Genomic DNA, 15,873 nt, shown 5'->3' with positions numbered 1-15,873 from the left:
TTAACTAAACCTATAATTCATACCCAATACCAAACTGTTCTTGATTTGCAGGCTTTTACGGGCAAACCAATCTCGTTTTTTATGCGTTATTTTGTAGTAACCAATTATAAATGTATGGATACTTTGTTAACCGATACCCCCTCAACAGATGGGTATGATTTTGCTATGAACGAAAATCAGCAAATGGTTGGCCAGATGGCCAAAGACTTTGCCGAACGTTATATCAAACCTCATGTAATGGAATGGGACGAAGCCCAGGTTTTCCCTATCGACTTATTTAAACAATTGGGCGAGCTTGGCATGATGGGCGTTTTTGTGCCCGAACAATATGGCGGCTCCGGTTTCGGCTATTTTGAATATGTAACCGTGATCAGCGAAATAGCCAAAGTTTGCGGTGCTATAGGTTTATCGGTTGCCGCCCATAATTCACTTTGTACTGGGCATATCCTTGCCTTTGGCAATGAAGAGCAAAAGCTTAAATGGCTGCCCAAACTGGCCACTGCCGAATGGCTTGGCGCCTGGGGATTAACCGAGGCCAACACCGGTTCGGACGCGCTGGGTATGAACACCACCGCCGTTTTGGATGGCGACCATTATGTAGTGAACGGCTCAAAAAACTGGATAACCCATGGTAAATCGGGCGATGTGGCGGTAGTGATGGTGCGTACAGGCAACAAAGGCGATTCGCACGGGATCTCGGCACTGGTAATTGAAAAAGGTACACCGGGTTTTACCCATGGCAAAAAAGAAAATAAGCTGGGTATGCGCGCTTCAGAAACCACGGAGCTTATTTTTGATAACTGCCGTGTGCCAAAGGAAAATTTGCTGGGTGTTGAGGGAGAAGGCTTTAAACAAGCTATGAAAGTGTTAGACGGCGGCAGGATCTCGATAGCGGCACTTTCATTAGGAATTGCAAAAGGTGCTTTTGAAGCAGCGGTTGCTTACGCCAAAGAACGCCGCCAGTTTGGACAGCCTATTGGTAATTTCCAGGGGATAGCATTTAAACTGGCCAATATGGCTACCGAAATTGAAGCAGCCGAACTGCTGATAATGCAGGCCGCCGATCTGAAAAACCGCCACTTGCCGGTAACAAAACAATCGGCCATGGCCAAATATTTTGCCTCAGAAACGGCAGTTCGTACAGCCACCGAGGCTGTCCAGATCTTCGGTGGATACGGTTATACCAAGGATTTCCCTGTTGAGAAGTTTTATCGCGATGCCAAACTTTGTACCATAGGCGAAGGTACGAGTGAGATCCAGAAGATAGTGATTAGCAGGGAAGTATTGAAAGGATAGCGAACCCGGTTATTCTGCCTGTAGTTATTGATTTACAATTTATTATTTGTAAACCCTCTGTATGTAAAACATATAGAGGGTTTATTTTTTGTATTTTAGAGATTCTTCTGAACATACCCTAAAATGCTTTATAAAAGTTCTTTTTTGTAGAGACGCATCACATGCGTCTCTCATAGGGCAAGCTGCTTTTTAGAGCGTTACTATCCATCTTGAATTGCAAACGGGATACGCATGTGATGCGTCTCTACACAAAAAAATGATGTTTTTAAACAGCTATCTTACAATTCAAATTTAGATAAGCCTACAAACTCCTGGATCCGGGCGGCTATTTCCTCTTCGCTAAGGTTTCTTAATCTTTCTGAACCAAATTTTTCAACACAGAATGAAGCCAGGGCCGAGCCAAAAATGATGGCGTTTTTCATGTTGTTGAAATTAACTGTGCCTACTTTGGCCATGTAGCCAATAAAGCCGCCTGCAAAAGTATCGCCCGCGCCTGTGGGGTCAAATACTTCGGCCAATGGAAGGGCGGGGGCACTAAAAATCTTATCTTCATGGAACAGCAATGCACCGTGCTCACCTTTTTTAATGATGATGTATTTAGGGCCCATGGTTAATATTTTGCGGGCGGCTTTAACTAACGAGAATTCGCCGGATAACTGGCGGGCTTCGGCATCGTTAATGGTTAGCACATCCACTAGCTGGATGGTTTTTAAAAGCTCATCAAGGGCAATATCCATCCAAAAGTTCATGGTGTCCATTACAATGAGCTTAGGGCGGTTTTTAAGGCGTGCTATAACAGTTTGCTGCACTTGTGGAGAAAGGTTGCCCAGCATCAGGTATTCGCAATCCTGGTAGCTATCAGGGATAATTGGATCGAAAGCTTCCAATACATTAAGCTCGGTTACCAGGGTATCGCGGCTGTTCATGTCGTTATGGTAACGCCCGCTCCAGAAAAATGATTTTTCGCCCTGTTTTACCTGCAGGCCTTCGGTATTAACGTTGTGCTTTTGCAGGTCCTCAATCTCGTGCCGCGGGAAATCATCGCCAACAACCGCAACAATTTTTATTTTATCATAAAAGTAAGAAGCACCCAAACTTGCAAAGGTTGCAGAGCCGCCTACTATTTTATCGGTTTTACCAAAAGGGGTTTCAATGGCATCAAAGGCCACAGTGCCAATAACTAACAAACTCATGTAAAGATATTTATATTTTTTTGCCGCAAATATTGTGAAAATTAAGGGATAATCATTCATTGTTGCCGGTTTGTGATGCCAATTTTCATTGGAGAAAACATAATTTAAGCTGGTTCAGAAAACTGGCAGCTGAAAAAAAAGGGCTCTGCAGAAAGAATTGCCATCGCTAAAAAATGCCGCAGTGTGTCTTTGGGTTTTAAGTAGCACATAATCAGGGGCTAAAAAAGCCCGTGAAAAATATTTTAATTTTTTTTTAATAAAAATTGTGAAATATCCGATGAGTTTTTACCTTTGCCCCACTCCAAACCGGATTAGATTCCTGAGTAGCTCAGCCGGTTAGAGCATCTGACTGTTAATCAGAGGGTCGCTGGTTCGAGCCCAGCCTCAGGAGCAAAAGCCTCACATGTCTGTGAGGCTTTTTTTATATCTGATATTCTGCAGATCGCTTTGCAGGCGATGATCCACAAAACATGCGAAAATGAGACGATATGCGTCTATTTTGACACGATATGAAGATATCCCGGCATCACTTTCACTTATTTTTACGATCTGAATAAGACTTCAATTATATATTGTTCATGAACCAATCTAACCGATTTAAGTCATTGGTCTTACCGGCCTGTACATGCACAGGAAAGAAAAATACCCGCTGAACATCGGCAACGCCTGCTTTAGCGTCCGGCCCAATATCTACCAACTCTAATCTTATACATGGACAATAATAAACTGATTACCAAACCACATTACCCGATACTGGATGGCTTACGCGGTGTTGCAGCCATTATCGTAGTTACCTTTCACCTAACCGAACCATTGGCGAGCGGTCATCTGGATATTATAGTTAACCACGGGTACCTGGCTGTCGATTTCTTTTTCCTGCTGTCGGGTTTTGTTATCGGTTATGCTTATGACGACCGCTGGCATAAAATGACAATCGGCAGTTTTTTTAAACGCCGTATCGAGCGACTTCAGCCTATGGTAATTCTCGGGATGACATTGGGTGCCATAGGTTTTTATTTTACAGATTCTACGCTGTGGCCGCTCATTCATACCGTACCGATTTGGAAGATGCTGCTGGTAATGCTGATCGGTTATACCATCCTGCCGGTACCGCTGTCTTTGGATATTCGCGGCTGGCAGGAAATGCACCCGTTAAACAGTGTAGGATGGTCATTGTTCTTTGAATACATCGCCAACATTCTTTATGCGGTTTGGATAAGGAAATTTTCAAAAACTACATTGTCGGTATTAGTATGCGTTGCAACTGTAGCACTTGCGCACCTGGCTATCACCAATGGAGATGTCAGCGGCGGCTGGACACTTAACGTGGAACAGGTGCGCGTTGGCATTACCCGCACCATATACCCATTCTTTGCCGGCTTGTTGCTTTCGCGTATTGCTAAACCAGCCCGCATCAGGCACGCATTTTTATGGTGCAGTGTTTTAATAGCGATAGTATTATATATGCCGCGCATCGGCGGTGCTGCCCATCTTTGGATGAACGGGATCTACGAGTCCGTTTGCATTATTATCATTTTTCCGCTTATCGTTTATCTTGGCGCCGGCGGTAAGGTTCATACCCAAACGGAGGGCAGGGTATGCGGGTTTCTCGGCGATATATCCTACCCTCTTTACATGGTGCATTATCCGCTGGTTTATTTTTACGTAGCATGGATCAGCAATCATAAAGGCGTAACCATAGTACAGGCCTGGCCTTATGCGTTAGCTATTTTGATTGGTGCAATTTTCCTGGCCTATATCACTTTGAAATGGTATGACGAGCCGGTTCGTAACTGGCTGCGAAAAAAACTTGGTTAAAAAGAGATCTTGAACAAAAAGCGGCCTCAGCGTACCTTGACAGGCAAAGCATTAAAAGCAATAAAACATGGCCTGAATTTCTTAAATTCGTAGCATAAGAGATAAAACTTACGGTAAAGGAGGGTCAGCAAAATTAATATTGAGCAAACTTTCGAAATACCGGTTAGCAAAGCGTTAAGTGAACAAAAGCACTTAATTTGTCTATAAAAAGCATAATACCTTACCACCTATGAAAATAACACGCGTTTTTATGTTTTCCTGCCTCCTCATATTGGGTTGCGCCGGGCCGAAAAAGCTGGCTGACGCCGGCAATACCGATAAAGGCTGGACGAAGCTGTTTAACGGGACCGACATTAACGATTGGTTTGTAAAGATCAATCATCACCTGGTTGGCGAAAATTATGGCAATACCTTCCGGGTAGAAGATGGCATGATCAGGGTTAGCTATGATCAGTACGGCGATTTCAACGATCAGTTTGGTCATTTGTATTACAAAACCCCGTTCTCTTACTATTACCTGCGGTTTGAATACCGCTTTGTAGGTAAACAGCAAAAAGGCGCGCCAGACTACACGCTTCTTAACAGCGGCGTCATGTTTCATTCACAGGATCCCCGAACTATGCTAAAGGACCAGGCCTGGCCGATATCGATAGAAATGCAGTTATTAGGTGGCCTGAGCGACGGGAAACCAAGGCCAACAGGGAATATGTGCTCACCCGGCACTGATGTTGTTTATAAAGGAAAGGTTTCACCCGATCATTGTATCAACTCTACTTCAAAAACCTATGACGGTGACCAGTGGGTAAAAGGTGAGCTGATTGTTCAGGGCAACAAATTAATTACCCATATTATCAACGGCGATACCGTACTTCAATATTCAAGGCCTACCATTGGCGGCGGCGTGGCACATGGCTATGATCCTAAATACAAGCAGGATGGCAAATTACTAAGCAGCGGCTTTATCGCTCTGCAAAGTGAAGGGCAGCCCGTCGATTTCAGGAATATAGAGATTAAACAGCTGCCGGATACTGATAGGTAGGTTGTAACCAAAATTAGGTTCGTTAATATTTCTCCTGAGTTAACAATAGCTGTTAAATGGGCAAAAACAACACGTTATACGAAACTATTTTCCGTAAATACCGTATCACTGGCAAGCATTAGAAATACGATAAAACTACCAGCAAAATAATAATGAGGCCAATATCGCTTTTTATCTGGTGTTTATACCTGCTTTTTCCCGGATTATCCTATTCGCAAACACCCGCCCTTAAATTTAAACAGCTTAGTACAAATGAAGGCCTGTCACAAAGCCATGTACTAACCATTATTAAAGATAGTCGTGGTTTTATGTGGTTTGGCACCGAAGATGGCCTTAATAAGTACGACGGTTATAAGTTTACGCATTATAAGCACGACCAGAATAATAAAACAACCATCATCGATAACTATGTATTAGCCATAGCGGAAGACAGTTATCATAATTTATGGATTGGAACAGAAAGCGGGCTTGACAGATTTGACCGGGCCTCAAATACATTTATCCACTATTCCAATCATTTAACTTTTGCTGTACAGTCTGTTTTTTTGGATAGTAAAAAAAGGATGTGGTTGGGCACCAGCAAGGGTTTATATCTGTTTAATGCTGCAAATGGTTCATTTAAAAGATTCACACATGCCGCAAATGGCACAAACAGTATAGCTAACGATTTCATTTACCAGGTTACTGAGGATAATAATGGCTGGTTATGGGTAGGTACCGACGATGGGCTTTACCACTTTAATCCGCAAAACGGTAAGTTTATTGGTTATGTTCATGATCCTGCAAACCAAAACAGCATCGGCGCCAGCTGGGTAAAGGCGGTATACAAAGATAGCAAAGGCAATATTTGGGCAGGTACACATGGAGGAGGCCTGGCATTATATAACAATAAAAATAATTCGTTTATAAATTTCAAACACGATCCTAATAACAGCAACAGTATTTGCCATAACGATATTCTTTCGATACTCGAAAACAGCGACGGGAAGCTTTGGATAGGGACCGAAAATGGCGGCATAAGTGTGCTCGATTATCCGGCCAATAAATTTACTTGCTACAAATTTGATGCAAACGACCATCACAGCCTGAGCAGTAACTCGGTTTATTGTTTATATAAAGATGATACGGGGAATACCTGGATAGGCACTTATTCGGGCGGTGTTGATTTTTTGCCTGGCTTTGGCGATAAATTCAGTTCCTACAGTCAAAACCCCAACAACCCGAATAGTTTGAGCAACAACAACGTGCTGGCCATCTCCGGTGATGATAGTGACGAAAATATTTGGATAGGCACCGACGGGGGTGGCCTTAATTTATTTAATCGCAAGAAAAAGACCTTTGTTCATTACCTGCATAGTGATAATAACAGCAACACCATAAGTAATAATTATGTAATGGCCATAGTGCCAATAAATAAAGATGTTATTGGTATTGGTTATCATATTGGCGGGTTTGACCTGTTTGATAAAAAAAAGGGAGCCTTTACACATCACATGCCCCAGGCAAATAATCCGCGTAGCCTCTCCCTTTCAGATATCAACAATATGTATAAAGACCGTGACGGCAATATATGGTTGGGGACTTGGAAAGGGGGCCTTAATCATTATAACGTAAAAACCGGTCTCTTTACACGGTACAGGAACAACCCGGAAGATAACAACAGCATAAGCAGTGATATTGTTACAGCAGTGTTTCAGGATAAACAGGGCAATATGTGGATAGGCACTGATGATAACGGGTTGAATGTATTTAACCCTAAAACAGGCCGCTTTACGCACTACACGCACGATGAGAGGGATAAACGCAGCTTATCAAACAACACTGTCGAGTCGATTATCGAAACCGATAACGGTGATATATGGATAGGTACCAACGGCGGCGGCCTTAACCTGTTTAACAAGCATAACCAAACATTTACTATATACACCGAAAGAGAGGGTTTGCCTAATAATGTGATCTATGCGATTTTGAAAGACCGCAAAGGTAACCTCTGGTTAAGCACCAACAAAGGGATATCGCGGTTTAATCCCAAAACAAAAGCCATCAGAAACTATGACATTTCTGACGGATTGCAGGGAGATGAATTTAAAGGCCATTCATGTTTTCAAACTGCCGACGGGGAAATGTTTTTTGGCGGCGTAAACGGATTCAGTACTTTTTATCCCGATAGTTTAAAAGATAATGACTTTGTCCCTCCTGTTTATATTACCGGGCTGCAGATTTTTAACAAAGAGATAAACGCCGGGGCTAAAAACTCCCCGCTTCAAAAAGATATCAGCGTAACAGACTCCATAAACCTATCGTACAAACAGTCGGTACTTACATTTGAGTTTGCGGCCCTGAATTATACCATTCCCGAAAAAAATCAATATGCCTACAAGCTGGAAGGGTTTGATAAAGATTGGAATTATGTTGGCAATAAAAGAACGGCCACTTATACCAACCTCGATCCCGGTAGTTATACATTCAGGGTTAAGGCCTCAAATAACGATGGCAAATGGAATAACGAAGGCACATTTATCATCATCAACATTAAGCCTCCGTTTTGGCTTACCTGGTGGTTTAAATTAATTGTGGCTTTAATTTTTATTATCAGCGGCCCGGCATTTTATCTAATCCGCACACGTTCCATATTAAAGCAAAAGGCCGAGCTTGAGCGCCAGGTAGAAGAACGTACCGGGCAACTGGCCCGTGCCATAGAAGTTGAAAAAAAATTAGCCCTTGAGGCCGAAGAAGCTAACAAGGCTAAAAGCATATTTTTGGCTACCATGAGCCATGAGATCCGCACACCTATGAATGGGGTAATCGGGATGGCTTCATTACTGGCCGAAACTCCTTTGGACGAGGAGCAGCGAACTTTTGCCGAATCCATACAAACCTGCGGTGAAGACCTGCTGGCGGTAATTAACGATATTTTAGATTTTTCGAAAATAGAATCGGGCAATATGGAGCTGGAGGAAAAGGATTTTAGCCTGCGCACCTGTATTGAAGAAGTTTTTGATGTTTTTGCCTTAAAAGCGGCCCACCTAAAGCTGGATCTGGTTTACCAGATTGACTATGATGTACCGGCGCAAATTATTGGCGACAGTTTAAGGCTTCGCCAGATCCTGATCAATTTAATCAGTAACGCTATCAAGTTTACCAAAAAAGGCGAAATTTATGTAGCCGTGCATTTGCTCAGCATATCAGATGATAACCACATCGAATTAGGCTTTGAGATAAAAGATACCGGCATTGGTATTTCTGCCGATAAGCTGCACCGGCTATTCAAAGCATTCTCGCAGGTTGATTCGTCAACCACCCGGCAATACGGAGGCACAGGCCTTGGCCTGGTTATCAGCGAACAACTTGTAAAATTAATGGGCGGCAAAATCAGTGTAGAAAGTGAAGTTGATAAAGGAAGTACGTTCAGGTTTTCTATTCACTCGCAAAAAAGTTTACTGCAGGACCCTGTGCAAATAAACCATACCATGCAGGGTTTTGAAAAGAGCGAAATTTTGGTTGTTGATGATAATGATACCAATTGCAGGATTTTAAAGGCTCAGTTGGAGCAGTGGCAACTAAGCCCCGTGGTAGCCAAATCGGGCGAACAGGCCCTTGAGATCCTGGCGCAGCAGCAGCATGATTTTAAGTTGGTTATTACCGATATGCAGATGCCCTTTATGGATGGGATTGAACTGGCAACCTTAATACGGGCCAAACACCCCGAATTGCCTATAATGCTATTGAGTTCCATCAGCTATGTTTTCCATAAAGATAACCCCGGCTTGTTTTGTTCTATATTAACCAAACCTGCAAAACAGCATAACTTATATAAGCACATTATAAAGGAACTTAGCAAGCATGTAAATTCTGTCACTCATGAGCCGCTGCACAGTGATACTGCAAATCATAAACTGCCCGATAATTTTTCGGAAAGTTACCCATTGAGGATTTTGGTTGCCGAAGACAACCAGATGAACCAAAAACTGATCATGAAGATATTGAGTAAATTAGGATATGAAGCCGTTTTGGCAGCAGACGGTTTGGAGGTACTGGATTTGGTTAATAAAAAAATATTCGATGTTATTTTAATGGATGTACAAATGCCCAAAATGGATGGCCTGGAAGCTACGCGAATAATAAAGAAGCGTTTCCCCGAACGGCCCTTTATTATAGCGATGACGGCCAATGCCCTCCAATCCGATCTGCAAATTTGTATAGATGCAGGTATGGACGATTATATAAGCAAACCATTTAAATTGGACGACCTGGTTAACAAACTGGTGAAATGGGCAGGGAAGAATGCAAGTGCCACGTAACCCTGAAACAGCAGGATATAACAAGCTGAATAAAATTGTGAAATATCAATGAAAATTATACTTTTGCAATCCCCAACCGGATTAGATTCCTGAGTAGCTCAGCCGGTTAGAGCATCTGACTGTTAATCAGAGGGTCGCTGGTTCGAGCCCAGCCTCAGGAGCCTTAAAATCAATGATTTAACCCCACTCTGGCGAGTGGGGTTTTTTTATTTGCATAAAATTTGAATACTTTTTCGATAGTCGAAAAAAAATGGCTTATCGGAATCGCTATTTTGCCGGTAATTATGACCTTTTATTTCAGTCATCATCCCCTATCGGTTTGACTTTTTTCAATTAACCCTGATTACTGATTTTCCGACGATGTGCGCTTTAGGAGCCTCAGCGTAAGCAGTTTTAAATGAATCAAAGGAATAAGCCTTGCTGACTAAGACAGAAAGTCCCGCTTCTATATATCTTTTAAGTTCTTTTAAATATAGCTGCGAAGGTTTAAGCATGAGGACCTTATATTTTTGGGGTGAAAAAAGACTGATGAAAAAAGCGGAGACGATCTCTTTTGGCCCCGGAGCAGTATGCACATAGACCGAAGAAGTCTTCATAATCTTTTTTGCAATACTATAAGACATTTGATTAGACAGATCGATCACCACATCGTAAAGCTTTCCGGCTTTAAGAACATCTTCCTTGCGGTAGTTAATTACAAAATCACTGCCCCAATCTTTTGCTGCCTTTAAGCCACCATCACTTACAACGGCTGTAATGGTGGCTCCTTTCGTTTTGGCAATCTGTATGGCGAACATGCCTATTCCTCCGGAAGCACCATTGATCAGCACCTCCGAGCCGGTTTGAATATTGACTAAGGTATCGAACAGCTGGATCGCCGCAGAGCCTACCACCGGCGCGGCGGCCGCTTGCTCAAAAGAAATTCCCATGGGTTTAGTTGCAATATCTTTTTCCTCTGCAATAATATATTCAGCTAAAGCCGCCCCTTTAAAAACATCAAGCAGGCCGTATACTTCATCTCCTTCTTTATAGTTTTTAATGGAACTACCGGTTGCCTCAACTATACCTGAAAAATCGATACCGGTGCCTCTTGGAAATTTGCTGCCTGACATTAATTTCATTTCGCCGTTTCTTATCTTCCAGTCCAGGGGATTGATGGAGACTGCTTTGACCTTGATCAGGATTGTTGTTTCACTGACCTTTGGAATAACTGTATCGGTCATTTCCAACACATCGGCGTCGCCGAATTTATGATAAACTATCTTTTTCATTTTTGATCTCTTATTGAATTAATTAAATAATACCGGATAATCTGTATAGCCTTTAGCGCCCGGTGTGTAAAGGGTGGTAAAGTCAGGGGCATTCAGTTCTGAGCCATGGATGATTCGCTGTTCTAGATCGGGATTGGCCAGGAATCCCCTACCAAATGCGATCAGGTCTGCATCTCCTTTATCCAGTTCGGCTTCAGCCCCTTCGGCAGTAAAGGTATTGCAGTAAATGAGCGTTCCTTCGAATTCGGTACGGATGGCGTTTAAGGTTTGTGCTGGAACCTGCGGGCTGAGACTGATGTGGATATAGGCCAGGCCAATCCGGTTAAACTCCCGGCTTAAATAAATGTATGTTTCCTCGGTTGTGTCTGCGTCATAAGCCTGCAGGTCGCCAAGGGTAGAGTTAGGCGAAATTCTTACACCTGTTTTTTCTTTACCTATCGCTTCTGCTACTTGTTGTGCAACTTCAATAGCAAATCTGGACCTGTTTTCAATACTTCCGCCATAAACATCGGTACGGTCATTAACGTTAGGGTTAAGGAATTGTTCGATCAGGTAGCCATTTGCAGCATGTAGTTCCACGCCGTCGAAACCAGCAGCTATTGCATTTTTTGCAGCGGAAACATATTCGCCGATCACCTCTTTTACCCCTTGCGTTGATAATGCTACAGGTACGGGGTAATCCTGCATACCTGCTGTATCGGTATGCATTTGCCCTGCCGCCGGGATAGCAGAAACACCAATCACTCGCATTCCTTCTGGCAGGTTAGCCTGGTGGCCGATGCGGCCGGTATGCATCAGCTGCAGGAAAATTTTGGTATTGTTTTGGTGTACCGCTGCGGTGGTTAATTTCCAGCCTTCAATTTGTTCATTGGAGAATATGCCGGGAATACGGGCATAACCAAGGCCTTCCGGAGCAGGAGCAGTTCCTTCGGTAATGATCAGCCCGGCCCCGCGGCGTTGACTGTAATATTCTTTCATAAGTGCGTTGGGCAGGTTGTCAATAGCACGACTGCGGGTCATGGGTGCCATCACTAAATGATTCTTTAATTTCAGTGCCTGGCTGGTATAGGGCATCAGTAACTTTTTCATATCGTTTGTTTTATTTGATATGTCAAATGTCCGCAGGATATGACGGTTAAAATAGCGCCTCAAGTCCGAAAAATAGTCCTATCCGACGAGCGTGTATTTTTTGGGAGTGGTTCCAAAGTGTTTTTCGAAAAGCCGTGAGAAGTGGCTGAGGTTCGAAAACCCAAGCCGGTAACCAGCCTCAGAAACGGAGTAACCCGCATGTTTTAATAAAAAGCCGGCTTCCTGCATCCTTTCATTCTGGTAAAAGTTATAAATAGTATCGCCAAAGGTCTGCTTAAACAAATGCTTCATTTTTGTTTCGCTCAGGCCGGCATTGGCTGCAAGTTCGCTTAAATGAGGTGGCTGACCCAGGTCAGCCAGTACAGCAGTCCTGATCAGGTATAATTTATCTATATCAGCTTTGTTAACAGGACTTTGTTTGTCGCTGTCCCTTTCCAGCAGTTTATCAAACAACAGGTAGATCATCTCATGCGCCTTGTTACTATAAAACAGCTCGCTCAATTTATTTTGTTCGTTGATCTCCGAAACAAGCTTCAAAACCCTCGCCACATCCGGGTACATCTTTTCATGATAGAAGAATAGATTATCGCTATTTAAAATAGTTTCCAAAGGACCATTAACCTGGTCTACCCGCAGGATGTCGGAAAGCAATTGCCTCTTGATGCCAATGACACCAAAATAGACCTCGACATTGGCGGGAAAAATAGTTTCGGTGGATATAGCGGTGGAGGCGATTTGGATTGACGACCCGTTCTTCTTTAAAAATTCTACTGCCGTTTCCCGGTCAACGGCAGATCCTGCCGGTAGCTCATTACTGTTGAATACAATGGAGATCAAATCACTGACTCCAGCGGGGGACTTACGCTTTAAATGAAATTCCTCTTTCAAAGTATAATGATGCAATACGAACTTAAAGCCGGGTGCTACATCAATCGCCTTAATGTGACCTTCGCCCATATGCGGCGGAATTTTCAGTTCATTCTTGAAAACGGGAATATTAAAATGGTTGCCAAAGCTTTTGACAAAATTAAAACCTGCCTGCACCGTAAATTCAAAAGTCATGTTTAAAAATATGGATTTTATATCTTAATGTTTTTAACAAGGTAGATAGCGACACGTTTTTAAAGCCTAAATCCTCAACATTATTAATTAATTGAATTAGTCGGGCATTGTATATTTAAATTAAGGCTTAGGTATTCTATTATTTTACCCATCATATTTTGTTACACTCAGATTTTATTTAGTTCTCAACTATCAAAATCTAATTATTTCTTTAATTTTTTAGTGTCCGACTCGGACATTCCCGGAGTGATGTCCGGATCGTCATAATTAATTTACATCTATAACCACCCAAAAAAGCTGTTATGGAAATATTAACTTTTTGTAATTGATGTTTTGTATCAGTGCCTCGTTAGCTATTATATCAATAGTGCAACGCATCGCTAATGCGGTTATGGGATTGGAATCATTGATCTCCGATAAGAGCGCGGAATTGAATTACCTGTTTTCAATGACATTAAGCCTAACAGTCAGAGGGTCGCTGGTTCGAGCCCAGCCTCAGGAGCAAAGCCTTACAAACAAGTGGGGCTTTTTTATTTGACAAAGCCCGGATTGATCCATTAAAATTCAGATCTCTCATTTCCTGAAACCAAAAGGTTCAATAGCTTTGCAATCCAACAAAAAGGTTAATTATTATGGAATACTCAAAAACCTATATTGCAAAAGATGAGCATATAGATGTACAGGAGATCATGGATGGTTTATATTATCCGTTTTATATGGAATATTGCAGGCATGATTATATCAGGGAAATATTGGGATTTGATTTTGAAACCGAAGCCAAAAACGGGATTTACATGGTACTTTCAAACTATAGCATCAGCTTTCTCAGATCACTAAAAAAGGGCGATGAATTTAAAGTTACCTGCACCTTGTATACTGATAAAGGGGGCTTACCCAAGTTGCACTTTAAACAATCGATAATATGCAACAATAAGGTAATGACTAAAGCTGTATTTACGGGCACCTGTGTGCCGGCAACTGGCGGCAGACCGTATTTACCTGGCTCGGTATTGGAAAAAATAAAGGATGCCCCTGTTCTTGAAGATTAAGTGACCGGCAGAGCACCTGTCCCTGCCGGATAATTATTCGGAGGGTAATATTATACAAAAGAGGCTACCTGTGGGATAGCCTCTTTTGAGATTGCTTAAAGCCTGAAATAACCGATGTATTATGAACCGGCTGCTGCAACTTAGCATTTTATGCAGCGGCGGGAGCTGTGTATGTAGCCGGATAAAGTTTACGGAACATCAGGTAGGTAACCGTTACCATGATAAATGCAACAATGGCATCTATGGTGGCGGGAAAACCGAGTACAGCGATTTTAGACAAAAAAGCAAATATAATATCGAAGAAAATACCTGCAAATACCCATTCTTTTAATCTAAGCAATCTGTTAGGTGTTAAAAGAACAGCTACTCCCGAAAGTTTAGCGACACCAAGGATATAAATAAAATGCGGAGGATAGCCCAGTTTTAAGGTGATATCCCACACAAACTGGTTTTTGGTCAGCTCGCCAAATCCGCTTGCTGCAAACCATAATGAAGTCAATGCTGTTCCTATCCAATAGATTGTTTTTACTGTTTTTGTTGTCATGATATGTAGTTTTGAGTTGTTTGATGGCTCAAAATTGTGGCAAAATCAACGGATATCTAACCACTTTCGGGATGAAGCAGACAAACTAAGCTCCTGGTCGGACAATCCGGACCCCGACTTCCATAGGGCATTGATGTAAACTGCTTCAATATGTTAATTAAAGCCTGCCTTAAAGTTTTCTATCCCTCAGATAATGATTGCAGCGATCCCGGTGATAGGCGTATAAACTAAAACCGGCGGGGTCGGAAAGACGGATTTTTATTATGCTGTTAAATATTAACATGCAATGGCTGGTCCCAATTTTTTTAATGTTTGAAATGTCCGGTTCGGAGACTTCTTTGTCGGGTTAAAGCAGTTGAACGCGGTATGTGGCAAGTTGAAATATACTTTTGGGAGTAAATCAATAAATACTTAACAAAATGAAAACTCAAATCAACATTACCAAACTAACAATAGCTGCTGCCGCAGTCTTTTTGTCTACTTTCAGCCCAAAAAACAGCTTGGCTCAAACTACACCTGCTGTAAAGAACATTGTGATAGTACACGGCGCTTTTGCCGATGCATCGGGATGGGAAGGCGTATATAAAATATTAAAAAAGGATGGATACAACGTAACTCTTGTGCAAAACCCGCTTACTTCGCTCAATGATGACGTTGCCGCAACCAATCGCGCCCTGGAAAAACAGGATGGCCCCGCGGTGCTGGTAGGGCATTCATGGGGCGGTTCGGTAATTACCGAAGCCGGCGTATCGCCCAAAGTAACAAGTTTGGTATATGTTGCGGCTTTTGCACCGGAAGTTGGCCAGTCGACCCTGGATGTTTATCAGTCGGGCCCGGCACTTGCCAAAAATGGTATCCTGCCTGCCGATAAAAATGGCCTGGTATATTTTGATAAAGCGCTCTTTCACGAATGTTTTGCAGCTGATTTGACTGAAGCGAAAGCAGATTTTATGTTTGATTCACAACAGCCGATTGTTGGCTCAAGCTTTGTAGCCCCATTAACACAGGCGGCCTGGAAAGCTAAACCAACTTATGGTATTGTAGCCACCATGGACAAAGCCATCAACCCCGAACTGGAACGTGCAATGTATAAACGTGCCGGTGCTGTAGTTACAGAGGTTAAAGGCAGTCACGTTATATTTATATCGCAGGCCGCCGCCGTGGCCCGTGTAATTGAAGCTGCTGCAAAAAATGGTCCTGAAAAAAAATAA

The 15,873-nt window shown here is 42.6% G+C and carries 11 protein-coding genes and 2 tRNA genes; 8 read left to right on the top strand and 5 right to left on the bottom strand.

Features of this window, described 5'->3' with window-relative positions; all coding sequences use genetic code 11:
* The first annotated feature begins 114 nt into the window (after positions 1-114).
* Positions 115-1,296, top strand: coding sequence for an acyl-CoA dehydrogenase (locus ABIC84_RS17930; protein WP_429264470.1), 1,182 nt, complete (start codon positions 115-117; stop codon positions 1,294-1,296).
* Between the two features lie 278 nt (positions 1,297-1,574).
* On the opposite strand, the gene ABIC84_RS17925 is transcribed toward ABIC84_RS17930, so the two are convergent.
* A complete protein-coding gene (locus ABIC84_RS17925; protein ID WP_429264411.1) occupies positions 1,575-2,489 on the bottom strand; it encodes a PfkB family carbohydrate kinase in 915 nt (304 codons plus the stop codon).
* A 317-nt stretch (positions 2,490-2,806) separates the two neighbouring features.
* On the opposite strand from ABIC84_RS17925, the gene ABIC84_RS17920 reads away from it, so the two are divergent.
* The 5 genes from ABIC84_RS17920 (at position 2,807) to ABIC84_RS17900 (ending at position 9,808) form a co-directional block, all read left to right on the top strand.
* Positions 2,807-2,880 (top strand) — tRNA-Asn (locus ABIC84_RS17920).
* A 320-nt stretch (positions 2,881-3,200) separates the two neighbouring features.
* Positions 3,201-4,307 carry an acyltransferase family protein gene (locus ABIC84_RS17915; RefSeq protein WP_429264410.1) on the top strand — a complete coding sequence of 369 codons (1,107 nt, stop codon included), beginning with the start codon at positions 3,201-3,203 and terminating at the stop codon, positions 4,305-4,307.
* Between the two features lie 229 nt (positions 4,308-4,536).
* Positions 4,537-5,346: a 3-keto-disaccharide hydrolase gene (locus ABIC84_RS17910; protein WP_429264409.1), complete on the top strand. Its 810-nt coding sequence runs from the start codon at positions 4,537-4,539 to the stop codon at positions 5,344-5,346.
* Between the two features lie 152 nt (positions 5,347-5,498).
* The gene (locus ABIC84_RS17905; protein ID WP_426581618.1) at positions 5,499-9,647 is read left to right on the top strand and encodes a two-component regulator propeller domain-containing protein; all 4,149 of its coding nucleotides are present in this window, start codon (positions 5,499-5,501) and stop codon (positions 9,645-9,647) included.
* 87 nt (positions 9,648-9,734) lie between these two features.
* Positions 9,735-9,808: transfer RNA gene (locus ABIC84_RS17900), tRNA-Asn, on the top strand.
* A gap of 168 nt (positions 9,809-9,976) precedes the next feature.
* On the opposite strand, the gene ABIC84_RS17895 is transcribed toward ABIC84_RS17900, so the two are convergent.
* From ABIC84_RS17895 to ABIC84_RS17885, 3 genes are all read right to left on the bottom strand, one after another.
* Positions 9,977-10,918 carry an NAD(P)-dependent alcohol dehydrogenase gene (locus ABIC84_RS17895; RefSeq protein WP_426581616.1) on the bottom strand — a complete coding sequence of 314 codons (942 nt, stop codon included), beginning with the start codon at positions 10,916-10,918 and terminating at the stop codon, positions 9,977-9,979.
* An 18-nt stretch (positions 10,919-10,936) separates the two neighbouring features.
* Positions 10,937-12,007, bottom strand: coding sequence for an alkene reductase (locus ABIC84_RS17890; RefSeq protein ID WP_426581614.1), 1,071 nt, complete (start codon positions 12,005-12,007; stop codon positions 10,937-10,939).
* Positions 12,008-12,085: 78 nt separating this feature from the next.
* Complete coding sequence (locus tag ABIC84_RS17885; protein ID WP_429264408.1) at positions 12,086-13,069, bottom strand: helix-turn-helix transcriptional regulator; 984 nt, start codon at positions 13,067-13,069, stop codon at positions 12,086-12,088.
* A gap of 632 nt (positions 13,070-13,701) precedes the next feature.
* On the opposite strand from ABIC84_RS17885, the gene ABIC84_RS17880 reads away from it, so the two are divergent.
* Positions 13,702-14,118 (top strand): acyl-CoA thioesterase, encoded by a 417-nt coding sequence (locus tag ABIC84_RS17880; protein ID WP_090534040.1) that lies wholly within the window; start codon positions 13,702-13,704, stop codon positions 14,116-14,118.
* A 148-nt stretch (positions 14,119-14,266) separates the two neighbouring features.
* Here the strand turns inward: ABIC84_RS17880 and ABIC84_RS17875 are convergent, their stop codons facing one another.
* Positions 14,267-14,662: a DoxX family protein gene (locus ABIC84_RS17875; RefSeq protein ID WP_176622381.1), complete on the bottom strand. Its 396-nt coding sequence runs from the start codon at positions 14,660-14,662 to the stop codon at positions 14,267-14,269.
* Positions 14,663-15,081: 419 nt separating this feature from the next.
* On the opposite strand from ABIC84_RS17875, the gene ABIC84_RS17870 reads away from it, so the two are divergent.
* Positions 15,082-15,873: an alpha/beta hydrolase gene (locus ABIC84_RS17870; RefSeq protein ID WP_429264407.1), complete on the top strand. Its 792-nt coding sequence runs from the start codon at positions 15,082-15,084 to the stop codon at positions 15,871-15,873.

Origin of the sequence: Mucilaginibacter sp. 3215, assembly GCF_050433785.1 — a bacterium.
In the GTDB taxonomy this organism is placed as follows: domain Bacteria; phylum Bacteroidota; class Bacteroidia; order Sphingobacteriales; family Sphingobacteriaceae; genus Mucilaginibacter.
The sequence above is the reverse complement of the archived record's forward strand: the minus strand, read 5'-3'. Positions and strand labels throughout refer to the sequence as shown.

Bases quoted from the DNA above. Each gene is read 5' to 3' on its own strand.
- ABIC84_RS17930 (WP_429264470.1), top strand. From the start codon at position 115: ATGGATACTTTGTTAACCGATACCCCCTCAACAGATGGGTATGATTTT.
- ABIC84_RS17925 (WP_429264411.1), bottom strand. From the start codon at position 2,489: ATGAGTTTGTTAGTTATTGGCACTGTGGCCTTTGATGCCATTGAAACC.
- ABIC84_RS17915 (WP_429264410.1), top strand. From the start codon at position 3,201: ATGGACAATAATAAACTGATTACCAAACCACATTACCCGATACTGGAT.
- ABIC84_RS17910 (WP_429264409.1), top strand. From the start codon at position 4,537: ATGAAAATAACACGCGTTTTTATGTTTTCCTGCCTCCTCATATTGGGT.
- ABIC84_RS17905 (WP_426581618.1), top strand. From the start codon at position 5,499: ATGAGGCCAATATCGCTTTTTATCTGGTGTTTATACCTGCTTTTTCCC.
- ABIC84_RS17895 (WP_426581616.1), bottom strand. From the start codon at position 10,918: ATGAAAAAGATAGTTTATCATAAATTCGGCGACGCCGATGTGTTGGAA.
- ABIC84_RS17890 (WP_426581614.1), bottom strand. From the start codon at position 12,007: ATGAAAAAGTTACTGATGCCCTATACCAGCCAGGCACTGAAATTAAAG.
- ABIC84_RS17885 (WP_429264408.1), bottom strand. From the start codon at position 13,069: ATGACTTTTGAATTTACGGTGCAGGCAGGTTTTAATTTTGTCAAAAGC.
- ABIC84_RS17880 (WP_090534040.1), top strand. From the start codon at position 13,702: ATGGAATACTCAAAAACCTATATTGCAAAAGATGAGCATATAGATGTA.
- ABIC84_RS17875 (WP_176622381.1), bottom strand. From the start codon at position 14,662: ATGACAACAAAAACAGTAAAAACAATCTATTGGATAGGAACAGCATTG.
- ABIC84_RS17870 (WP_429264407.1), top strand. From the start codon at position 15,082: ATGAAAACTCAAATCAACATTACCAAACTAACAATAGCTGCTGCCGCA.